Source organism: Sphingomonas sp. (genome assembly GCF_036388215.1).
Taxonomy (GTDB): Bacteria; Pseudomonadota; Alphaproteobacteria; order Sphingomonadales; family Sphingomonadaceae; genus Sphingomonas.
On sequence record NZ_DASVSH010000012.1, the window covers coordinates 40907 to 62759 of the forward strand.

The following is a 21853-nucleotide window of genomic DNA, read 5'->3' on the forward strand; positions in this document are numbered from 1 at the left end:
TTGACTCGCAGCGCCGACCTTGCCGTCAGCCGCTCTTTGAACCGTTGCAGACCCCTGACGCCAAACCGCGTTCTTGGTGTAACCTTTACTAACCTTTCGCGCGGCTCAGCCGTTGACGATGGTGCCGCCATTGGGGTGCAGCACCTGGCCGGACATGTAGCTGGAATCCTCGCATGCGAGGAACAGGAAGCTCGGCGCGACTTCGTTGGGCTGGCCGGCGCGCCCCATTGGCGTGCTTTCGCCAAATGTCGCCAGCTTCTCCTTGCTCGCGCCGCCCATCGGGTTGAGCGGCGTCCAGATGGGGCCGGGGGCGACGCCGTTCACGCGAATGCCCTTCTCGATCAAATTCTCCGAAAGGCTGCGCGTAAAGGCGGTGATCGCACCCTTGGTCGACGAATAATCGAGCAGTTCCTTGGAGCCCTGGTAATTGGTGACCGAGGTGCAATTGACGATCGCCGCGCCCTTTTTCAGGTGCGGCATCGCGGCCTGGACCATGAAGAACATCCCGAAGATGTTGGTCTGGAAGGTCCGCTTGAGCTGCTGCTCGGTGATGTCGGTGATTTCCTTGTCGGGATGCTGCTCCCCGGCATTGTTGACGAGCACGTCGATGCGCCCGAACTTCTCGACGACCTTGGCGATCGCGGAGTCGCAGAAAGCCTTGTCGCCCACGTCGCCGGCGATTGTGATTGCCTCGCGGCCCTCTTGGCGGACGATGTCGGCGGTCATCGCCGCGTCGTCATGCTCGCATAGATAGAGGATCGCCACATGGGCGCCTTCGCGGGCATAGAGCGCCGCGATTGCCCGGCCGATGCCGCTATCGGCGCCGGTGATTACCGCGACCTTGTCCTTGAGGCGCCCCGAGCCAGGGTAGAGCGGCTCCCAGTCGGGCTTGGGCTCGAGCGCGCTTTCATGCCCCGGCAGCGCATCTTCGTGGATCATGTCGATCACTTCGGTCTCACTCACGGCCAAGCTCCTGAAAAGGGGTTTGCCGGAGGTAACCTGTTGCGGAAGCGGGAGTTCCGCTGTTTGTTGAGTGAGGGCAGGGCTCAGCCGATCACGGCCGAACCCTGCAAGCTGCCGACGAGGATCGCCGCGGTGCCCGCGAACGATAGCACGCCCACCAAGAGACTGCGCACCATGCTGATCTTCTCCTGTTGTTCCGGCATCATGCGAGGGGCGCGATGACACCGGAGAAAAGAACCAGGGCAGTCGTGAAAAGTACGGCGCTGAACACGGCGGCGGTCTGCTGAAGCGAGTCGAGACGAGCGGTCATTGAAGTTACTCCCTGTGATGCGGCTCTTCCGGACCATCCGGCGGCCGATGCCAACAGGATTGCAGGGAGCGTGCCAGTTTTCTAAGTGATTGATATCACTAGCACGACGAACAAAGTTTCGCGGGGATGGTAAAAAATTCACCATAGAGTGGGAAATTTCACCAGATAAAAGCGGACACTAAAATGTCCGATTGCGGTCAGTCCGAACGGAGGCAGTTCCGGCCTGCGGTCTTCGCGGCATAAAGGAACTGGTCCGCGCGCTGGAACAGGCTCTGGTAGCTGTCCTCGGCCGTGGCGGCGGTGAGACCGCCCGAAAAAGTGACTTCGCCAAGCGGCGCATCGTCTTCGCGCAGCCGGTATTGCCGGGTGGCGACACCGGCGCGGGCGGCGTCGAGCGTCACCCGCGCGGCGGCAAGATCGACTCCGGCGAACAGCACTGCAAACTCCTCCCCGCCATAGCGCGCCACTAAATGGCCCTTGCACGAAGTCGAAAGGGCATCGGCGATGGCCTTCAGCACGCGATCGCCCACTGCGTGGCCAAACCGGTCGTTGACCGACTTGAAGTGATCGATATCGCAAACCGCCATGCATATCCGCTCGCCCGACGCGGCCTGGGCCGCATAAGCCTCTTCGAAGGCGCGGCGGTTGGGAAGATCGGTGAGCGGATCGCGGCGGGCATTGTCACGCGCTTCCTCGAGCTTCTTGCGCAATTCGCTCGCCTCGCGCGTCGCCGAATCGAGCCGGGCCTCGGCAGTGCGCACACGCTCAAGCATCGCCGCCGTGATCCCCGCGATTTCGGCGATATCACCCCCGGTCGAGCGCTGCATCGCTTCGGCGCTGGCCGCAAGATCGCGACCGAAACCTTCGGTCTCGGCTCGGATCGCAGTGACCATATCCTCAAAGCCTTCAACCTGCATCTGGGTCTGCGCGACCAGGCCGTCCGCCTTCTGCACAATGGCCTTTGGATTGGCGACGGGCTTGTTCTCGCAGCCCAGCGTCTCGATGTCGCGCTGGGTCAGCCGCACGCCGCCGTCCGTCAGCGCCGCGACCGCCCGGGCCAGCGGACCATCGGGATTGGCGAGCAGATGATAGGCAAAAGCGTAATTGGCCGGATTTGGATCCAGCCGCTGGTCGGTCAGGAAAGTGCCGATGCGCCCATAGAGGCGGCGCGCGGGATCTTCCCCGCCTGCTCCTCTTAAGGCACTCGCCCCGCCCATCGCCTAGCCCCGTTCTATGCCAGGCTCCCGGATGGAGCGGCATGTCATTCGGGAAATTACCTAGTCCCCCCTTTGCTAATATCCGGTGAGCAAAACTTGCCGGTTGGTGAAGATATCAGCCGCGCTTGTGCGCTTTTCGATATTTGCGGACCTCGGCGAGCGTCAGGCGGATATGTTCTACCGGGCCGATATCGGCATGCACCGACAAGATCTTGCCGTTCGGAGCGATGACGAAGCTGGTGCGGCTGGTGAGGTTCGAAGGCTTGCCGTCGGCCATCCTGACTACGTCATAGCCCTTGATCACCGCCGGCGTGGCTGCGGCAACCGCGAATTTGCCCGCGCAATGCGCGCTCGAGAATTTGGCGAGCTGATCGACATTGCCTGCGGTCATCCCGATCACCGTCGCGCCCGCCGCAGTGAAATCGGGTAGCGCTTCAGCGAAGGCGGCGGCCTCCGCGTTGCAGCCGGAGGTGAACGCAGCAGGGAAGAAATAGAGGACTAGCGGCCCTTTCTTCAGCGCCGCCTTCAGGCTCACCGTCACCGGGTTGCCGGCGATGGCGCCTTGCGCAGTGAAGTCCGGCGCACGCGCGCCCGGGGCGAGCGCCGCGCTTGCGGGGACAGCCAGCGCGAAGGCGAGGGCGGCGAACAGCAACGGGCGCATGGCAAGTCTCCTATGGGACGGCTTAGCCTAGCTGCCGCGCGCCTGCGAGTCTAACGCGTCAGTGCGATGCCGATCCGCGCACGGGTCCGGTTGCGGCGATACTCATCGAGGGCTTCGCCATATCCGGTAAAGGCCTGGCCGAAGATATAGAAGCCCACGCCGCCGCCCAGCCTGGTGAGCGGATAGGACACAAAAAGTTCGGCCCCGCCCTTGCCCGTCTCGAAACTGCCGCGTCCGGTCAGCGAGAGCTTGAGTCCCTCGGGCTGCGAGATCGCGGCGCTGAGCGACGTGTAGCCGAAATAGTCGCGCAGATCGGGCGTGACAGTCGTTTGGCCGATGTAGAACCAGGCCTGGGGCGCAAGATCAAGCCGCCAGTCATCGCCCAGATCGAAGGATTTCTCCGCGCGGGCGAAAATGCGATTCACATCGACCGAGTGCAGCAGCCCGCCCCCATTCGAATCGTGACGATAGCCCAACGCCAGCTTCGTGGTCTCGTCGAGCGGCATGTCGGCATAGACTTCGGGCGCGTAATTGGTCGCGCTGAGCGGACCGGAGGGCAGGTCGAGCGCCCAGAACATGGTCTGGGTATAGGCAAAGCGGAGGTTGCCGAGCTTGAGCGGCGCGTCTGCGTCGAACGGGCGGAAGGCGAAGCTGACCTGAAGCTTGCCACCTGCGTTGCCAGCCCCGACCACGCCATAGACCGGTTCATGCGGCTCGAAGCGATCGATAAAGGCGGAGGAGCTGCCGGTCGAGCTTTGCACTGTAGTTTCGCTTGCAGGCGCCTCGGCCGGGGCGTGTGCGGCGCTTGGCGGCACGGCCCTGCCCGCAATGCCTACCGGCACGTAGCGGGCCTTGACGAACCCCCCGGGTTGCACGGTGCGTGTCGGTCCTGGCGCGCGCTCCAGCATGAGGCGGGTGCCGTCGGTCGCGGTCACTTCCAATGCGCGCGGCCCCGCATCACTGACCGGGGCCTCGCCTTCATTGACGAGAAACACTTCCACGCCCCGCAAGGCCTCGCTTTCGGACGCCGGCTGAGCGGGTATCGCGCGTAGCTGCGCGGCCGCCGGGCTGGCGGCGATAAGGCCGAAGGCTAAAAGGAGCAGGCGCATGATCGCGGTGGGTGGCATTCACTTGGCGGCTTGGCGAGTCAAAATGCGCCCGCTACGGCAGGCGAATGGCCGTAACCAAGACAGATGTCGCCCTCGCTTCCGCTCTCGCCGACGCGGCCGGTGCGGCGATCCGGCCCTACTTCCGGGCCGAGCATGGCGTCGAGGCGAAGGCTGATCTGTCCCCTGTCACCCTGGCCGACCGCGCTGCCGAGGAAGCGATGCGCAAGCTGCTGATCGCCGAGGCGCCGATGGACGGCATTATCGGCGAAGAGTTGGGCGAGCGACCGGGGACCAGCGGGCGGACATGGGTGCTCGACCCGATCGACGGCACGCGCGCATTCATCGCCGGCCGCCCAATCTTCGGCACGCTGATTGCGCTGATCGAGGATGGCTGGCCGCTGCTCGGGATCATAGACCAGCCGATCGCAAAGGAACGCTGGCTGGGCGTGATGGGCCGCCCGACCCTGTTCAACGGAGCGCCGGCCAGCACGCGCCGCTGCCGCGACCTCAAGCAGGCCATTCTCGGCACGACTTCACCCGCCTTGTTCGGCGACGATCAGCTTCATGCCTTCGAGCACCTCGACGGGGCAGTGATGAGCACGGTGCTGGGCGGCGACTGCTATAATTATGGCTGCGTCGCCAGCGGCTGGATGGACGTGGTGGTAGAGGCCGGGCTCAAGCTCCACGATTTCGCAGCGCTTGTCCCCGTGGTCGAGGGTGCGGGCGGGCGGATGTGCGACTGGCAGGGTGACCCGCTTCACGCCGGCAGCAGCGGCGAGGTCATCGCCGCAGGCGATCCCGCGCGGATCGACGATATTCTCGAAGCTCTGGCATGCCGGGGCCACTGAGCAATCCAATGCGCCGGTGGCGTTAGCGATCTCGCCTCATCGCAGGCCATAATGGCTGGCGACGCGGTCCAGTGCGAGACAGAGCACCAACTTGCCGGCGCGGCTTGGCCAGCCCAGCGCCTTTTCGGCTGGGCCTAGTCCCTCGCAAGCGCAGACCACGCGCCATAATATGTCGCTCAGTCCCGGGCCGGCGGCGTCGATTGCCGCGTCGAACCGTCGCTTGGCTGAGATCTGGGCGAGGGCGGGATCGAGGCCGACCGGCGGACCTGAGCGCCCGGCGCGAGGCGCGGAATCCCAGCACATCGTCACGCGAGGGCCGAGCGCCGCCGTCTCGTAATCAAGGCGCAGTCGCTCGCCAGCCTCGAACTGCCGGGCATCGACATGCCCGCGAGAGCGTAGCCAACCCAGTGGTGACTCCGCTAGATTTACCGTTACGGTTCGCTGCCGGTGTTTTGCTGTCCTCCCGGGCACCACAACGCCTGAAATGATTTCTTTCTCGACCAATTCACGCATCCGCTGCCTCCTGTTGCGAGTCGCAGGGCTTGCCATGCCGGCGCATCTGTAGGACAGAGAAAACCACGCTGGTTATAAAGGGCCGTGAATGATCACCGCTATCCGCGAAGTCCGCCGGGCAAAGGGTCTCACCCTAGATGATGTGGCGAAACGGTGCGTCCCCCCAACCACGGCGCAGACGATCGGGCGGCTCGAAACCGGGACGCGCACGGTGTCGGTCGGCTGGCTCAATCGCATCGCCGGCGCCCTCGACGTCGATGGCGCCGACTTGGTCCGGCTTGCCGACCGGCCGGAGATCGCTGTCGCGGCGGTGCTGGATGGCGGCGGTGTCCAGGCGCCGCGCCGGCCCGCCATGGTCGCGCCGCCGCGCGGCGAGGCTGGGATGGTCGCAGTGACGGTGTCCGGCGGGATCGGCGATTACCGCGCGGGAGACGAGATCTGGTGTGCGACGCTCGCGCCCGAGGAGTTTGCCCGCGCGCTTAACCGCGATGTGCTCGTGCCGCGCCCCGCCGGGCGCTTCCTCTTCGGAAGGCTGATTGGCCGGGAGGAGGGCAAGCTGCACCTGCTGCCGTTAGGCGCGGGCGCGCGCCAGCAAGTCGTTGCCGACCCCGCCTGGATCGCCCGCGCGGTGCGTCTCGTGCGTTCCCTGTGAGACCCCCTTGCCCTATTGCGCGGATAGGCGCAGTTTCGATCCACGCAGGAGGGAATGCGATGATGAAATTGGCTGTAACGGCGGCCGCCATGACTCTTTTGGCAGCACCGGCATTCGCGGACGATTGGGATTTCGTCCTGATAAACGGCAGCGGCAAGCCGATAAAGACGGTCGAACTCGCCCCGGCGGGCACCGCCACCTGGCAGCCGAACAAGGTCGATCCCGAATTCAAGAAGGAAGATGCGACGACCAAGGTGGGGGGACGGATGACCGTCCATTTCGACAAGGGGCCGGGCTGCAGGTACGATGTGAAGGCGACCTTTGCCGATGGCGCCACATCGACATGGAGCGCGATCAACGTATGCGACAACGCCTATGTGACGATCCGCTACAACGCCGCCGGAACGCCGACCTTTACGGCGAACTGACCAGAGTTGATGCGTGGTGGGCGCTGACGGGCTCGAACCGCCGACCCTCTCGGTGTAAACGAGATGCTCTACCAACTGAGCTAAGCGCCCGCACTGCGGAGATGCCAAAGCGCGTGCGGCGGGGCAAGCCCCTTAGCGCCTGTTTCTCGGCGAACGTACAAGCTTCAGACCAGTCCGATCCCCGCGCGCTTGGCTGCGCTCACATAGCCGCGCATTCCTTCCAGCCCCTTGGCGCTGAGCCCGATATAGGCGCGTCGGCGGTCGCTCGGGTCCGCCTGGCGCGCGAACAGCCCCGCTTCATGCAATGTGCTGATCCAGCGCAAGGCGGTTGTCGGCGGCACGGCCGCGGCGATGCACAGGCTCGACACAGAGACTTGGCGCTGCTCCAGCGCCGCCGCGAACAGATCGAGCAACATGTCCCAGGCCGGATCTGCGAGCAGATCGGGGGCGAAGAACTGCGCGCGCAGCCGGCGCGAGCGGATTACTGCGCGGATTTCAGCTGCGCTGGTTTCCGCGGTAACGGCTACCGGCCCGCAATATTCACTGCCGGGCTCGCGTACGGCATTGCCTCGGCGCGTGACGCCTTCGCTTCGGCTCAACCGCGCGAGCGTGTCCGCGATGCGCGCAACTTCCTCGTTGAGCCGCTGGAGGCGTGCGGCTTCGGCATCGCGGCCGACATCGTGCAGGGCTGGCCGGCGGCGGCAATCCTTTGAAGCGCGCGCCACTGCGAAGGCGTTCACTCGTTCGGGCATGGTCGGATCGCATAGCAAACCGGCGTGCGGGCCAAATAAATTTGCGTACGCGAGATCGACCTGATCGAAGGAGACCGCCGCCACGATGGATAAATGCCGCTCGCGCGCCACGGCATCCACTCGGGCCAGGACATTTTCGACCAATGCCTCGGGAGCTGCGGCGGCCTCGATCACGATCATGTCGAGTCCCTGCTCGGACAGGTGTTCGGCGGCGTGTGCGAAATCGACTTGCGCGCGGACTCTTATACCCGTCAGCGCGAGCGCCTGCGTGGCGTCGCCTGGCGCGCTTTCCGCGATAAGCAGCGCTGTCGCGCCGATCGCGTACGAATTGGTTTCATCAGTGCCCAAATTCGCCCCCGCCCTGAATTCACATTCGTTCCGAAGGCCTCACCCGGCTTTGGGAACGACGGAGTCCGCACTCCTCCATTATGGACCTTGTATGGCGGCTACTCTGTCCTGTGGCCGAAACTATCTCCGTTATGGATCAGTCGTGTCTTTCACGGCGGGTAACGGGATCGAGATCCATCTCAATCCAGCGATTTCACAATTTCCTCGACCATCTTCTTCGCGTCGGAAAGGAGCATCATAGTATTGTCGGCATAAAAGACGTCGTTATCAACGCCCGCATAGCCGACGCCCCCCATCGATCGCTTGATGAAGAGCACGGTCTTGGCCTTGCCTACATCGAACACCGGCATGCCGTAAATCGGCGATGCCTTGTCGGTCTTGGCAGCTGGATTGACCACGTCATTCGCGCCGATGATGAAGGCAACGTCGGTCTGGGCGAATTCGCTGTTGATGTCCTCTAGCTCGAACACTTCGTCATAGGGCACGTTGGCTTCGGCAAGCAGGACGTTCATGTGCCCCGGCATCCGCCCTGCGACCGGGTGGATGGCGTATTTGACACGAACGCCGTGATGCTTGAGCTTGTCCGCCATCTCGCGCAGCGTGTGCTGCGCCTGGGCGACCGCCATGCCATAGCCTGGCACGATGATGACCTGCTCGGCCTGCTGCATCAGGAAGGCCGCGTCCTCGGCCGATCCGCGCTTCCACGGGCGCTGCTCCTTGGCTTCTCCATCGCCGCCCCCGCCGCTGTCCCCGCCGAACCCGCCGGCGATCACGCTGATGAAGCTGCGGTTCATCGCGCGGCACATGATGTAGCTGAGAATCGCGCCCGACGACCCGACGAGTGCGCCGGTGATGATCATCGCGGTGTTGTGCAGCGTGAAGCCCATCGCGGCGGCGGCCCAGCCCGAATAGGAATTGAGCATCGACACGACGACCGGCATGTCCGCGCCGCCGATCGGGATGATCAGCAGGAAACCGATCGCGAAGCTGAGCCCGGTAACGGTCCAGAAGATCCAGGGCGACTGGTCTTGGGTGAAATAAGCGATCAAGCCGAGAATGCTCGCAAGGACTGCCAAATTGATGACGTGCCGCCCGGGCAGCATGATCGGCTTGCCGCCCATATTGCCGTTGAGCTTGAGGAAGGCGATCACCGATCCGGAGAAAGTGATCGCACCGATCGCGACGCCGAGGCCCATTTCGACGCGGCTTACGGGCAGGATAGCACCAGCGGCGTCGACGATGCCGAACGCATCGGGATTGAGGAATGCGGCGGCGGCGACGAGTACTGCCGCCAGGCCGACCAGCGAGTGGAAGGCCGCGACAAGCTGCGGCATATCGGTCATTGCGATTCGGCGAGCTGTGACAAGACCGATCACCGCGCCGATGCCGATCGCAGCCAGGACTTCGAATATTGTAAGAAAGTCGATCTCGCTGCCGTCGAGCGATGTGCCCCCCCCCGTCGGGACATGGGTCACCAGCGTCGTCACCACCGCAATCGCCATGCCGATCATGCCGAAGCGGTTGCCGCGCTGGCTGGTGACCGGGCTCGAAAGTCCGCGCAACGCGAGGATGAAGCAGATGCCCGCGACCAGATAGGCCAATGAAACCCACGGGCTTACCGCGACGGCATGTTCCATCTCAGCGCACCTTCTTCTTGTACATCGCCAGCATCCGCGCAGTCACTGCGAAGCCGCCGAAGATATTGACGCTGGCCAGCACCACCGCGAGCAGCCCCAGCCATTTCGACACCGTCCCGCCATTGCCGAGCCCGATCGCTGCGGACGCGATCAGCGCCCCGACGATGATCACCGATGAAATGGCGTTGGTCACCGCCATCAGCGGCGTATGCAGGGCCGGCGTGACCGACCAGACGACATAATAGCCGACGAAACAGGCCATGACGAAGATCGAGAAGATCGAGATGAAATCCATTACGCCACCTGTGGTTCAGAGAACGAGAACGAGAAGCGGTACTGTTTGAGCGATAAAGTGGGGATCACTCGGACAGCAGCACGAGCGCTCTTGTCGAACGTAGCCCCAACGAGAATTCCGCGAACTTTGTCGAATTTTTCGTCTTCGACTAGATCGCCCATGTACCCGGTAATCTGGCCAATCGCCTCGCGCTTAACGATCCCCGCCTTCAACTCGATTACCACAGCGCAGCCGCTGGGATCCTCAGCAAGGATATCGATATTGCCCGACGCTACACTCAGCTCATTGCCGCCGTCGATGATCTTCAAGCCCGGCTCAAGCTGGCAAATCTCTGCGCGCAATGCGGCTTGCAAATTTCGCTCAAGTTCGAACTGCTTCCCCTCCTTGTTCGCCTTCGCGATCTCTGCCGCCTTCTCGAGGACCGACTCCGTCGCTACCTCGGCAACGCCGCCTTGATCCTTGAAGAACCGATAGCATCGAACCGCAGACTTGAAATTATTCAGTGCGTTATAGGGATTGCCCCCAACGGGAAGCTTTGTGGGATTTGGTTTGCCTGCTTTCTCGTCCGCCTTGGAGTACGCGAGTTGCTCCACCAAATCATCGAGAGTGCCATCGTCAAAGTGCGCATCTAGGTCGCCGTAATGTTCCTCGACCCGCTTCGCGCAAGAAAAATGACTGGCGGCACTGTTCGATGAATAGTTCTCGCTCAGCCAAGTTCGAAACAAGGAGTCGATCACGCGAGCAACCTGGAATTCACCACTTTTCCGCCTCGGGTCAGGCGGATCGCATCGCCGATTTCCTCGTCGAGCACCGGCCGCTGCGCTTCCTTGTCCCAGAAGGCCGAGAGGACGTTGAACAGGTTGCGCGCAAACAAGGCCGAGGTGTCCGCCGCCAAGCGGCTCGGCACGTTCTTGTGGCCGACGATCTTGACGCCGTGCTTCTCGACGATTTCGCCCGCTGCCGCGCCCTCGACATTGCCTCCCGCCTCGACCGCGAGATCGACGATCACGCTGCCCGGCTTCATGCTGGCGATCTGCGCGTCGCTGATCAGCCGCGGCGCGGGGCGGCCTGGGATCAAAGCGGTGGTGATGACGATGTCCTGCTTGGCGATATGCGACGAGACCAGTTCGGCCTGCGCGGCTTTGTACTCGTCAGACATCTCGGTAGCGTAGCCGCCGGTTCCTTCGCCTTCGATGCCCTTCACCGCCTCGACGAAGATCGGCTTGGCGCCCAAGGACAGGATCTGTTCCCTGGTCGCGGCGCGCACGTCGGTGGCGGAGACCTGCGCGCCGAGCCGCCTTGCGGTCGCGATCGCCTGGAGCCCCGCCACGCCGACGCCCATCACGAAGACCTTGGCGGCGGAGACGGTGCCCGCCGCGGTCATCATCATCGGGAAAGCGCGGCCATATTCGCCCGCGGCATCCAACACGGCCTTGTAGCCGGCCAGGTTCGATTGCGAAGAGAGGATGTCCATCGATTGCGCGCGCGTGATGCGCGGCATGAACTCCATCGCCAGCGCCTCCAGGCCAAGCGCGGCATATTCATCGATGCGCGCGCGCTCACCGAAGGGGTTGAGTCCCGCGACCAGCCACGCGCCTGACTTCATGCCGGTGAGGCTCTTCGGATCGGGGCCGGCGACGCCGAGCACGATATCGGCGTCCTTAAGCGCATCGGCGCGGCTGCTTAAGGACGCGCCCGCATCGAAATAGCCCTGATCGGCGATCGAGGCAGTTTCGCCCGCGCCCTTCTCCACCGTTACGCTGGCACCGAGACCGATGAACTTCTTGACGGTCTCGGGAGTCGCGGAAACGCGCCGTTCGCCGGCGGCGGTTTCCTTCAGGACCGCGATCTTCACCCTAGGCGATCAGGAAAACGACGAGCGCGGCGACTAAAGCGCTCGCCACCGTGCCCCAAGTCATCATGGCGGTGAAGCCGCCCCAGGTCTTCTCATGGGCGGGATAATCCATGCCGTGGTCGCCAGTGTCGGCCATGCGGTTTCTCTCCAGAACAACAATGTCATGCGACCTTAACCGCAGGGTTCCATAGCCTCAACCCCATGGCGAAAGATGACTGAAGGATAGGCTTAAGCCGGCCTTTACCCATCCGTTTTATGAGTGGCGACCTGAAACGGGACGATGGGGACGATATGACGCGCAACGGCCAGCGCCTCCTGATGCTGATCGACGACGAGCCGGCGCAGCGCCGCCTCGTCGCGGCCATCGCCGCGCGCCGTGGCTGGCGCACCATCTTCGCGAGCGATCCCGAAACCGGCGTCGCGACCCTGGGCACGCCCGATGGCATGGCGCTCGATGCCGTGATACTCGATCATGCCTCCCCCGATGCCGATGCCGCCGATCTGATCGCCGAGCTTCGGGCGCGCCGTCCGCAATTGCCCATTCTCATGGTCACCGCCAACAATTCGGTTGCCGCCGCTGTCAGCGCGATGCGCGCGGGGGCCACCGATTTCCTCGTCAAGCCGCTGGCTTCCGAACGGCTGCTCGCCGCGCTCGAGGCGGCAGTCGGCGGCAAGAGCGCCGGCGAACTGCGCCCCCTCACCGAAAAGCTTACCGCCAGCCTGGCATTTGACGAGATTGTCGGCTCCGCCCCATTGTTTCGCGCGGCGCTCGCCATTGCCGCCAAGGCGGCGCGCGCCCGCGTGCCGGTGCTGATCGAAGGCGAGAGCGGCGTCGGCAAGGAAGTGGTGGGCGAGGCGATCCATGCCGCGTCGCCGCGCAACAAGAAGGAAATGATCTGCGTCAATTGCGGCGCGATCCCCGCCAATCTGGTCGAGTCCGAATTGTTCGGGCATGAAATGGGCGCGTTCACGGGCGCGTTCGAGCGCAAGATCGGGCGCTTTGCCGAGGCCGATGGCGGAACCTTGTTCCTTGACGAAGTGGGCGAGATGCCGCTCGAAGCGCAGGTCAAGTTGCTCAGAGTGCTCCAATCGGGCGAAATCCAGCCGCTCGGCGCGCGGCATCCCCGCGAAGTGGATGTCCGGGTGATCGCGGCGACCAACAAAACCCTGCTCGCCGAAGTCGAGGCCGGTCGTTTCCGCGAAGATCTTTATTACCGCCTCAACGTCGTCCAGGTGACGATCCCGCCGCTTCGCGAGCGCAGCGGCGATATTCCGGCGCTTGCCCGCCACCTGCTCGCCCGCATCGCCGACCAGCCTGGGCTGCGCCCGCTCGGCATCACCGACGACGCGCTCACGCTGCTCGGCAATTACGACTGGCCCGGCAACGTCCGGCAACTCCAGAACGCATTGTTCCGCGCGGCTGTACTCTGCGACAGCGACGGCCTGACTCGCGCCGATTTTCCGCAAATCGCTCAGCTTGCGGCGGGCCGCCCCACGGGGGTCGGCTCGCAGCAGCAGGGATCGGGCAATGCCGGAGTCACGCTGTTCCGCCCCGATGGCAATCTGCGCGCGCTCGACGAGATAGAAGCCGACGTGATCCGCCTGGCGATCGGCCATTATCGCGGGCGGATGACCGAAGTGGCGCGGAGGCTCGGTATCGGGCGCTCGACGCTCTACCGCAAGCTCGGCGAGCTCGGGATCGACCAGAGCGCCGCCTGAGTCTAACGCGCGGTCAACGCCGCGTCCCTGAGCCCGCGCCAGACGCGAAGCGCCTGGACGGTTTCGAACACGTCATGAACGCGGATCAGCTGCGCGCCGAGTTCGGCTCCTTTCAGAGCCAGCGCGACCGAGCCGCCGAGCCGCGCATCGGCGGGGGCCTCGTTGGAAAGCGCGCCGATCATCCGCTTGCGGCTCGCGCCGAGCACGATCGGGTATCCCAGGCCGTGGAATAGCGCGAGGCCATTGAGCAGCGCGAGATTGTCCGCAAGTGATTTGCCGAAGCCGATGCCCGGATCGATCAGGATTTTCGCGCGATCGACACCTGCCGCGGCGACGGCATCGACGCGGGCTTCGAGCCAATCGTAAACCTCGATCAGCACGTCGCCGTAACCGCTGCCGCCATGCGGGTCCTTGGCGGGGTCGGGCGAGTGCATGAGCACCACGGGACAGCCGGCTTTCGCCACGACTTCGAGCGCGCGGGGATCGTAAAGCAATGCCGCGACATCGTTGACCAGATGGGCGCCGGCGGCGAGCGCGGCTTCCATCACGGCCGCGCGCCGCGTGTCGATCGACACCGCCGCGCCGCTCTTCGCCAGCCGTTCGATTGCGGGGATCGTGCGCGCGATCTCGTCGCCTTCCCACACGTCCGCTGCGCCGGGTCGGGTCGATTCGCCGCCGACATCGACGATCGCAGCGCCCGCCACGCTCATATCGGTGCCGGACTGCGCCGCGCCTGCCGGATCGGCGATGTGCTTGCCGCCGTCGGAGAAGCTGTCCGGCGTGACATTGAGGATGCCCATCACCTGCGGCTGGTCCATCCGGACGATGCGCTCGCCGAGCTGGAGCGCGGCACGGGGTGCGGAGATGCGGCGGGCGATGGCGGCCACGCGCTCGTCATCGGGCAGATCGGCGACGGAGACGGTCTGCTGGAGGATTCGCTTGCCGCCTTCGACCGCGATCACCTCATAGCCCGCGAACCAGTTGAGCCCGCCCGCCAGCCGCGCGACTTCGCCGTCGCGGTTTACTGGCGTGTCGGCAAACTGGACGGGGCGGAGGTAGAGCTTGGCGGTGGGTGGGATTTGCATCTGCACCACTTACTCCGCTCACCCTGAGCTTGTCGAAGGGTGCTTCGACAAGCTCAGCATGAGCGGTTCGGGTTCAGGGCTGCGTCGCCAGCAAATAGGTCTGGCGGACCGCGTCGATGGGGCGCAGGCCGTCGGCGGCTTCGTAATGCCAATAGGTCCAGCCGTTGCACGAGGGCGCCCTCTGGACCGTCGCGCCTACCTTGTGGATCGAACCGGTCGCGTCACCGCATTTGAGCGAGCCGTCCGCGCCGACCGTCGCGAGGTGCTTGCGCTTGGCGTCGGTGAGCACCGTGCCGGCCGCCAGATAGTTGTTTTCGACAAGCTGGCCGAAAGCGACGCGCGGCGCGGCCTTCGGGGCCTGCATCGTGTTGAGCGCCGATTCGTCGAGCGGCAGCGCCGCTTCGATTCGCTCCCGCGCGGCCGCGACATACTGGCCTTCGCGCTCGATGCCGATCCAGCGGCGGCCGAGGCGCTTGGCGACTGCGCCGGTGGTGCCGGTGCCGAAGAAGGGATCGAGCACGACATCGCCCTTCTTCGTACTGGCGAGCAGGATGCGATAGAGCAGGGCTTCGGGCTTCTGGGTCGGATGGACCTTGTGCCCGTCCTTCTTGAGCCGCTCGGGTCCGCCGCAGATCGGGAATTCCCAATCGGAGCGCATCTGCAGCTCGTCGTTGAGGGTCTTCATGCTGCGATAATTGAACGTGTACCGCGCCTTTTCGCCGGTCGAGGCCCAGATCAGGGTCTCGTGCGCATTGGTGAAGCGGGTGCCCTTGAAATTGGGCATCGGATTGGCCTTGCGCCAGATGATGTCGTTGAGGATCCAGAAATCGAGATCCTGGATAGCCGAGCCGACCTTGAAGATGTTGTGATAGCTGCCGATCACCCAGATCGTGCCATCGTCCTTGAGGATGCGGCGCGCCTCGGCCAGCCATTCGCGCGTGAAGCGGTCATAAGCGGAGAGGCTGTCGAATTTGTCCCATTCGTCGTTGACTGCATCGACCAGGCTGCCGTCGGGCCGGTTCAGATCGCCTCCCAATTGAAGATTGTAGGGCGGATCGGCGAAGATCATGTCGATCGACTTTGCCGGCAGCGCGCGCATCGCCGCGATGCAATCCTGCTGGATGATCGTGTCGAGCGGGAGCGTATCCACCCATGCGCGGCTCGAAGCCGCACGAATCCTGCCCTTTTCGATGACCCCCATTAACCCTCTTCCCTTGCCCGAGACGCCGGTTTCGGGTGCGAAACGGCCCGGCGTCAAGCGAACATTGGTTAACGAAAAAGGCTGATATTCCGTTAACTTGTAGAACGCCGCGCGAACTTATCCACATGTTGAGTCGCGGGCTTGTCCACAGCCACTAGAGATGGGGTGTGGCGAAAAAGACTCAGCGACGGCGGGTGATCCAGGCAAGCGCCGCCGAGCCGGCGACCAGCGCGAAGCCGTTCGCCGAGCCGCGCCGCAGCCGGGCAAGCCCTACGCCTGCTAGCAAAGCGGTCGGCAGACCTACCTTGGCTCCCGCGAGCCTTCCACCGAGCTTGGTTTCGAAGCTCGACGCGAGGGGTCCAGGCGAGCGTTCGGGCGGCGAAGCCGGCGGTACGGTTGCACCTTGCTGATCGCCGAGTCCGACGCCGGACCCAGGCGCTTCTGCCGGAGTTATAGGGCTCTCAGGGCTCTCGGCCATTTCGCATGCGATCTCCGAATTGAGTTCGCCGCCGAGCAGGAAGACATAGGCGCTCAGCCACAGCCAGGTCAGCAGCACGACCACTGCACTCAGCGATCCATAGGTCGCCCCGTAGCTGCCGAAACGCGAGGCATAGAGCCCGAAGCCCCCCGTCCCCGCGAGCCAGAGCAAGGCTGCCGCCAGGGCGCCGGGCGAAAGCCATGCCCAATGGGGCTTGTGGTGATTGGGGCCGTAGCGATAGAGGCAGGCAGCGCCAGTAACCGCTAGCGCGCCGAGCACCAGATAGCTGAGTGCCTTGAGCAGCAACTCCATCACCGGCGAAGGAACGAATGCCTCCACCCAGGCGATCGCCGCATTGGCGGCGAGCGCGAGCACGATCAGCGCGATTCCACCCACGACCATGCCCAAGGCGAGCAATTGCAGACGCAGGAAGCTGCGATGCTCCTTGAGCCCATAAGCGATGTTGAGCGCGGTCCGCATCGCGGCGGCGCCCTTCGACGCGCCATAGATTGCAAGCGCCAGGGCGATCAGCAGCCCAAAGCCTTTCTTCGCCCCGGAGGTCTCCACCACGGTGGCCAATTGCACGGCGATGGCCTCGGCGGCCGGGCGGGGCAGATTCTGGAAAAGCTCCCCGATATGGCGGCTGACTGTCTCCGGCTCGGCGAGCAGGCCATAAAGAAGCACGATCGCGCCCAATGCCGGCACGATGGCGAGGAAGCCGTAAAAGGCCGCCCCCGCCGCGATCAGGCCGATATCATCGTCGCTGATCTCCGCCCATGTGCGGAGCAGCACCGTCTTCCATCTGGCGGCCGGCATCGACCAGGGGCTCGGGGCCGCCGCTTTCGTCATTCCATCCTCCTGTCCGCGAGGCAAACAGGTGGGAGATCAACGGGTTCCGACTATTCCGCGGCCTGGACGACGGACCCGAAATCCAGTTCGGCCTGCGCCACGCGCCAGAAGCTGCGGCGGTGGTGCGGCGTGGGGCCGAGGGTTCGAAGCGCTTCCTGATGGACCTTGGCCGAATAGCCCTTGTTGCTCGCCCAGCCATAGCCGGGATGAAGCGCGTCGAGCTCTTCCATCATGCAATCGCGGCGGTGCTTGGCGACGATCGAGGCGGCGGCGATCGACATGCACAGCGCGTCGCCACCGATCACCCATTGGCTGGCATGCGGCCATTTGGGGCAGCGATTGCCGTCCACCAGCACCATTGCCGGCACGAACCCCAAGGCATCGACGGCACGGTGCATCGCGAGCATCGTCGCCCAGAGAATGTTAAGCGAATCGATTTCCTCGACGCTCGCTATGCCCACGCCGACCCTGGCGCATTCCAGCAGCCGCGCGCAAAGTTCGGCGCGCCTCGCGGCAGTCAACACCTTCGAATCGTCCACCCCTTCCGGGATGCATTTGGGATCGAGCACGACCGCCGCGGCGACGACGGGCCCGGCGAGCGGGCCGCGGCCGGCTTCGTCCACGCCCGCGATCGGCCCCTTGTGGAGCCGCGTGTATTTCCGTTCGAATTTGAGGTGAGGCCCGGTCGTCTTAAGCATCGTCCAGCCGCCATGGCGGAAAGCGGCGCATCTCGCCAGCCTGGTAGAGACGAACCGAGTTGCCCGCCGGATCGCGCAGCCGCGCCTCGCGCCAGCCCCAGCTCTCGTCCTTGGGTTCGGCTTCGAACTTTACGCCCTGCTGCTGGAGATAGGCGACCGTGACGTCCAAATCGCCGCATTCGAAATAGACGACCGGGGCGGTGTAGCCGGGATCGGTGGCGACCGAGAAGGTCGCGCCCCCCTCCGTCTCGAAGCGGGCATAGCGCGGGCTGGCGCGAACGATCTGGCGAAGGCCCAGCAGCCGGTAGAATTTCTCGCTCGCCGCCAGATCCTGAGCGGGCACGGTGACCTGGTTCAGCATGGGCTCGAAAAAGCTCATATTGGTGTCGAGCCGCACCGATTGGTGCCCCATCGGGCCGTGGCCCCGGCCCAGCCCCGGAGCCTCGCGCATCGCGATGCGGACGAAGCGGCGCGCGCGGCGGATGGCTTCGGGCAAGTCCCATTCCTGCGCCAGCCCGCAGGCGATCGCCGAGGAAAGCGTGCAGCCGGTGCCGTGGTTATTGTCGCTCTCGATCCTGGGATTGGTCCAGTCGATTTCGGGCGGGTCCTCGGGATCGGACGAATAAAGCCGGTCGGTGACCTGGTCGCTCTCGCCATGCCCTCCCTTGACCAGCACCGCGCAGCCATGCGCCCTGACCAGCGCGCGCGGATCGCCGCCAAGCGCTTCGAGCTCGGGCAGATTGGGCGTCACGACCGTGGCGCGCGCCATCAGCCGTTCGAAGGCGGCGACGGTGGCCTTGTCGGCGAGCTCGGCGCCCGAGCTGGCGACCATCACGGGATCAAAGACCACCGGCACGCCGGGCAGATCGGCGAGCTTTTCGGCCACGGCAAGCGCGGTCGCGGGGGAGCCGATCATCCCGATCTTGACTGCATCGACGCCGATATCGCGCACCACCGTGTCGATCTGGGCGATTACCATCCGGGCTGGGATCGGGTGGACTCCGTCCACGCCGAGCGTGTTCTGCGCGGTGATCGCCGTGATCGCGGTCATCGCATGCCCGCCGAGCATGGTGACGGTCTTGATATCCGCCTGGATGCCCGCGCCGCCGCCCGAATCCGAGCCGGCGATGATGAGGATGCGGGGAGTCACTTCTCCCCTCCCGCTTGCGGGAGGGGTCGGGGGAGGGGGTGTCCGCACCGGATATGCATGAGCATCACATGCCCTCCCCTAGCCCCTCCCGCAAGCGGGAGGGGAATTTTCAGCCCTTGAAGCGGGACTCGGTCGAGGCCGGGTTGCGCGCGAGGGCGCCGCCGACGCGAGTGGGCCGATCGAGCAACTCGCCGCCGCATGTGGGGCAATGCTCGTCCGATGCATCGGCGCACAACGCGCAATAAGTGCATTCGAAAGAGCAGATGAACGCCCCCGGCTGATCGGCGGGGAGACCGGCGCCGCAGCGCTCGCAATCGGGGCGCATCTCAAGCATCAGGCGGCCGCTTTACGCACGGCTTCGCATACGCGATCCACCACTGCCTCGACCTGCCCGGCTTCGTCCCCCTCGGCCATCACGCGGATCACCGGCTCGGTTCCCGAGGCGCGGATGACCAGGCGGCCGTTTCCGGAAAGCTCGGCCTCCGCGGCGGCGATGGCCTCCTTGACGGTGGTGTCCTCCAGCGGCTTGCCGCCCTTGAAGCGGACATTCTTGAGGATCTGGGGCAGCGGATCGAAACGGTGGAGCACTTCGCTGGCCGGCGCTCCCGAGCGGACCAGTTCGGCGAGCACCTGAAGCGAGGCGACCAGCCCGTCCCCGGTGGTGGCATAGTCGCTGAGGATGATGTGGCCGCTCTGCTCGCCGCCGACATTATAGCCGGAGGAGCGCATCTTCTCCAAGACATAGCGGTCCCCCACGGAGGTGCGGATGAGTTCGAGGCCCTGCGCCGCCAAATGCCGCTCGAGGCCGAGATTGGACATAACCGTCGCGACCAGTCCGCCGCCGGCGAGCTTCCCCCGCCGCGCCCAGCCGTCCGCGATCGTCGCCATCAATTGGTCGCCGTCGATTACGCGGCCGGTCTCGTCGACCAGGATCAGCCGGTCGGCATCGCCGTCCAATGCGATGCCGAGCTGCGCGCCGGTGGCGACTACGGTCTCGCAAAGGGTCTGCGGCGCAGTCGATCCGACGCCGTCATTGATGTTCTTGCCGTTGGGCGAGACGCCGACCGCGACGACCTCCGCGCCCAGCTCCCACAAAGCCGAGGGGGCGACCTGATAGGCGGCGCCATTGGCGCAATCGACGACGATCTTGAGGCCGTCGAGCGTCAGATCCTCGGGAAAGGTCGATTTGGCGAAATGGATGTAGCGTCCGCGCGCATCCTCCACGCGGCGGGCGCGGCCGATCTGCTCGGGGGGAGCGAGCGCCACATCGCCGTCGATCATCGCTTCGATCGCCATCTCGTCGGCGTCGGAGAGCTTGTAGCCGTCGGGGCCGAAGAGCTTGATGCCGTTATCGGCGAAGGGATTGTGGCTGGCCGAGATCATCACGCCCATATCGGCGCGCATCGATTGGGTGAGCATCGCCACCGCGGGCGTCGGCATCGGGCCGACCAATACCACGTCCATCCCCACCGAAGTGAACCCCGCGACCATCGCGTTTTCGAGCATGTAGCCCGACAGGCGCGTGTCCTTGCCGATCACCACGCGATGCTTGTGATCGCCGCGCGCGAAGTGCGCGCCGGCCGCCATGCCGACCTTCATCGCCATCGCCGCGGTCATCGGATGAGCGTTGGTCGCTCCCCTGATTCCATCGGTGCCGAAATATTTTCTTGCCATGCTCCGCCTTCTGAAGGCCTTGTTGCGTTCGAACGGGCGCAGCAATAGCGCCGCGAACCGAAAAGGGCGAGCATGTCGCAACCAACCCGTATTTTGTTGTCGCTGATCGTGGGGCTGATCGTCGGCGCGTCGCTTGCGGGCTATGCGCCCGCGACTGCGCTGAGCGTTGCCGACTGGGCGCAACCGGTGGGCCAGGCATGGCTGAACGGGCTCCAGATGACGATCGTGCCGCTGGTAGTGGCGCTGCTGGTGACGGGGGTTACCGCCACCGCGGAGGCGGCGCGCGCGGGGCGGCTGGCCGGACGGGCGATAGCGCTCTACGTGACGGTGCTGTTCCTGTCGGCGGTGATCGCCGGAGTGCTGACCCCCCTGTTGCTCCAGATCTGGCCGCTCCCGCAGGAATCCGCGGCCGCCCTGCGTGCGGCGCTTACCGGAGCGGAGCAGATCGGGCCGGTCCCCCCGCTCGGCGAATTCTTCGCGGCGATCATTCCCGCCAACATCATCAAGGCGGCGGCGGAGAATGCGTTCCTGTCGCTGATCATCTTCTCGCTGGTCTTCGCGTTCGCAATCACGCGAGTTGGCGAGGAAGCGCGCAATCTGCTCGTCGACTTCTTCTCGGCGGTCCGCGACGTGATGCTCGTGGTGATCAACTGGGTGCTGTGGATCGGGCCCGTCGGCGTGTTCGCGCTGGCCCTGGTCGTCGGCGCCAAGGCGGGGACCGGCGCGTTCGGTGCGCTGATCCATTATATCGTGATCGTCGCCAGCGTCGGCCTGGTCGTGACACTGTTCGCCTATCCGGTCGCGGTGTTGGGGGGGCGGACCCGCCTGGGCCGTTTCGTGCGCGCCGCCTTGCCGAGCCAGGCGGTCGCGTTCAGCACGCAATCTTCGCTCGCCACCTTGCCGGTGATGATCGAGGGAGCGACCGACCTGGACGTGCCGGTCGCGGTTTCGGGCGTGACCCTGCCGCTGGCGGTCGCGATCTTCCGCGCGACTGGTCCTGCGATGAACTTCGCCGTGGCGATCTATGTCGCCACCTGGTTCGGAGTGCCGCTCAGTCCGGCCACTCTGGCGGTCGGCGCAATCGTCGCCGCGCTGACTTCGCTCGGGTCGGTCAGCCTGCCCGGCACGGTGAGCTATGTCAGCGCGATCGCACCTGTCGCCGCCACCATCGGCGCGCCGGTGGCTCCGCTCGGGCTGCTCGTCGCGGTGGAGACGATCCCCGACATCATGCGCACCGTCGGCAATGTGACCTGGGACCTGGCCGCGACGGCCTGGCTGTCGCGCCGCGCGGACAAGGTGCCGCTGGACGAGGCGGATGCGATGCTGAAGGCCGACGGGGTCTAGAGCTCTGAGACTCCCCTCCCTGGAAGGGAGGGGTCGGGGGTGGGTCGCGTCCGGGCGATACGGATAG

General features: G+C 65.0%; 23 protein-coding genes and 1 tRNA gene. 5 read left to right on the plus strand and 19 right to left on the minus strand.

The window, feature by feature from the left end:
* Positions 1 to 105: 105 nt before the first annotated feature.
* The 4 genes from VF617_RS05590 to VF617_RS05605 all read right to left on the minus strand — a co-directional run bounded on the left by VF617_RS05590 (position 106) and on the right by VF617_RS05605 (position 4278).
* On the minus strand, positions 106 to 939 hold the full coding sequence (locus tag VF617_RS05590) for an SDR family oxidoreductase (protein WP_414713968.1): 834 nt from the start codon (positions 937 to 939) through the stop codon (positions 106 to 108).
* Between the two features lie 531 nt (positions 940 to 1470).
* A complete protein-coding gene (locus VF617_RS05595; RefSeq protein ID WP_331013882.1) occupies positions 1471 to 2490 on the minus strand; it encodes a GGDEF domain-containing protein in 1020 nt (339 codons plus the stop codon).
* Between the two features lie 115 nt (positions 2491 to 2605).
* Positions 2606 to 3151, minus strand: coding sequence for a peroxiredoxin (locus tag VF617_RS05600; protein WP_331013883.1), 546 nt, complete (start codon positions 3149 to 3151; stop codon positions 2606 to 2608).
* A 50-nt stretch (positions 3152 to 3201) separates the two neighbouring features.
* Positions 3202 to 4278: a phospholipase A gene (locus VF617_RS05605; RefSeq protein ID WP_331013884.1), complete on the minus strand. Its 1077-nt coding sequence runs from the start codon at positions 4276 to 4278 to the stop codon at positions 3202 to 3204.
* A 47-nt stretch (positions 4279 to 4325) separates the two neighbouring features.
* Between VF617_RS05605 and hisN the strand changes: the two genes are divergently transcribed.
* Positions 4326 to 5108 carry a histidinol-phosphatase gene (gene hisN, locus VF617_RS05610; protein ID WP_331013885.1) on the plus strand — a complete coding sequence of 261 codons (783 nt, stop codon included), beginning with the start codon at positions 4326 to 4328 and terminating at the stop codon, positions 5106 to 5108.
* Positions 5109 to 5144: 36 nt separating this feature from the next.
* Here hisN and VF617_RS05615 read toward each other — a convergent pair whose 3' ends face one another.
* Entirely contained in the window at positions 5145 to 5621 is a 477-nt protein-coding gene (locus VF617_RS05615; protein ID WP_331013886.1) for a DUF6456 domain-containing protein, read from the minus strand.
* Positions 5622 to 5709: 88 nt separating this feature from the next.
* Between VF617_RS05615 and VF617_RS05620 the strand changes: the two genes are divergently transcribed.
* Both VF617_RS05620 and VF617_RS05625 read left to right on the plus strand, forming a co-directional pair.
* The gene (locus tag VF617_RS05620) at positions 5710 to 6273 is read left to right on the plus strand and encodes a helix-turn-helix transcriptional regulator (protein ID WP_331013887.1); all 564 of its coding nucleotides are present in this window, start codon (positions 5710 to 5712) and stop codon (positions 6271 to 6273) included.
* A gap of 89 nt (positions 6274 to 6362) precedes the next feature.
* Complete coding sequence (locus VF617_RS05625; protein WP_331013888.1) at positions 6363 to 6701, plus strand: hypothetical protein; 339 nt, start codon at positions 6363 to 6365, stop codon at positions 6699 to 6701.
* 14 nt (positions 6702 to 6715) lie between these two features.
* Here VF617_RS05625 and VF617_RS05630 read toward each other — a convergent pair.
* The 7 genes from VF617_RS05630 to VF617_RS05660 form a co-directional block, all read right to left on the minus strand.
* Positions 6716 to 6791: transfer RNA gene (locus tag VF617_RS05630), tRNA-Val, on the minus strand.
* Positions 6792 to 6865: 74 nt separating this feature from the next.
* Positions 6866 to 7801 (minus strand): winged helix DNA-binding protein, encoded by a 936-nt coding sequence (locus VF617_RS05635; protein WP_331013889.1) that lies wholly within the window; start codon positions 7799 to 7801, stop codon positions 6866 to 6868.
* 179 nt (positions 7802 to 7980) lie between these two features.
* A complete protein-coding gene (locus tag VF617_RS05640; RefSeq protein WP_331013890.1) occupies positions 7981 to 9438 on the minus strand; it encodes an NAD(P)(+) transhydrogenase (Re/Si-specific) subunit beta in 1458 nt (485 codons plus the stop codon).
* Between the two features lies 1 nt (position 9439).
* Positions 9440 to 9733: a proton-translocating transhydrogenase family protein gene (locus VF617_RS05645; RefSeq protein ID WP_331013891.1), complete on the minus strand. Its 294-nt coding sequence runs from the start codon at positions 9731 to 9733 to the stop codon at positions 9440 to 9442.
* Positions 9733 to 10470, minus strand: a complete 738-nt coding sequence (locus VF617_RS05650; RefSeq protein ID WP_331013892.1) for an endonuclease NucS domain-containing protein — start codon at positions 10468 to 10470, stop codon at positions 9733 to 9735. The genes VF617_RS05645 and VF617_RS05650 overlap by 1 nt, the downstream gene beginning before the upstream one ends.
* On the minus strand, positions 10467 to 11588 hold the full coding sequence (locus VF617_RS05655; RefSeq protein WP_331013893.1) for an NAD(P) transhydrogenase subunit alpha: 1122 nt from the start codon (positions 11586 to 11588) through the stop codon (positions 10467 to 10469). The genes VF617_RS05650 and VF617_RS05655 overlap by 4 nt, the downstream gene beginning before the upstream one ends.
* A 1-nt stretch (position 11589) precedes the next feature.
* Entirely contained in the window at positions 11590 to 11724 is a 135-nt protein-coding gene (locus VF617_RS05660) for an aa3-type cytochrome c oxidase subunit IV (RefSeq protein WP_331013894.1), read from the minus strand.
* Between the two features lie 155 nt (positions 11725 to 11879).
* Between VF617_RS05660 and VF617_RS05665 the strand changes: the two genes are divergently transcribed.
* Positions 11880 to 13307, plus strand: a complete 1428-nt coding sequence (locus VF617_RS05665) for a sigma-54 dependent transcriptional regulator (RefSeq protein WP_331013895.1) — start codon at positions 11880 to 11882, stop codon at positions 13305 to 13307.
* A gap of 2 nt (positions 13308 to 13309) precedes the next feature.
* On the opposite strand, the gene folP is transcribed toward VF617_RS05665, so the two are convergent.
* From folP to glmM, 7 genes are all read right to left on the minus strand, one after another.
* Complete coding sequence (gene folP, locus VF617_RS05670; protein ID WP_331014016.1) at positions 13310 to 14392, minus strand: dihydropteroate synthase; 1083 nt, start codon at positions 14390 to 14392, stop codon at positions 13310 to 13312.
* Positions 14393 to 14465: 73 nt separating this feature from the next.
* Positions 14466 to 15593 carry a site-specific DNA-methyltransferase gene (locus VF617_RS05675; protein ID WP_331013896.1) on the minus strand — a complete coding sequence of 376 codons (1128 nt, stop codon included), beginning with the start codon at positions 15591 to 15593 and terminating at the stop codon, positions 14466 to 14468.
* A 181-nt stretch (positions 15594 to 15774) separates the two neighbouring features.
* Positions 15775 to 16920, minus strand: coding sequence for a YihY/virulence factor BrkB family protein (locus VF617_RS05680; protein ID WP_331013897.1), 1146 nt, complete (start codon positions 16918 to 16920; stop codon positions 15775 to 15777).
* A 50-nt stretch (positions 16921 to 16970) separates the two neighbouring features.
* A complete protein-coding gene (locus VF617_RS05685; protein ID WP_331013898.1) occupies positions 16971 to 17618 on the minus strand; it encodes a ribonuclease HII in 648 nt (215 codons plus the stop codon).
* Positions 17611 to 18768 carry a bifunctional hydroxymethylpyrimidine kinase/phosphomethylpyrimidine kinase gene (gene thiD / locus VF617_RS05690; RefSeq protein ID WP_331013899.1) on the minus strand — a complete coding sequence of 386 codons (1158 nt, stop codon included), beginning with the start codon at positions 18766 to 18768 and terminating at the stop codon, positions 17611 to 17613. The genes VF617_RS05685 and thiD overlap by 8 nt, the downstream gene beginning before the upstream one ends.
* A 109-nt stretch (positions 18769 to 18877) precedes the next feature.
* Complete coding sequence (locus tag VF617_RS05695; protein ID WP_331013900.1) at positions 18878 to 19102, minus strand: DUF1272 domain-containing protein; 225 nt, start codon at positions 19100 to 19102, stop codon at positions 18878 to 18880.
* Positions 19102 to 20442: a phosphoglucosamine mutase gene (gene glmM / locus VF617_RS05700; protein WP_331013901.1), complete on the minus strand. Its 1341-nt coding sequence runs from the start codon at positions 20440 to 20442 to the stop codon at positions 19102 to 19104. The genes VF617_RS05695 and glmM overlap by 1 nt, the downstream gene beginning before the upstream one ends.
* A gap of 72 nt (positions 20443 to 20514) precedes the next feature.
* Between glmM and VF617_RS05705 the strand changes: the two genes are divergently transcribed.
* Complete coding sequence (locus VF617_RS05705) at positions 20515 to 21786, plus strand: dicarboxylate/amino acid:cation symporter (protein ID WP_331013902.1); 1272 nt, start codon at positions 20515 to 20517, stop codon at positions 21784 to 21786.
* The last annotated feature ends 67 nt before the right edge of the window (positions 21787 to 21853 follow it).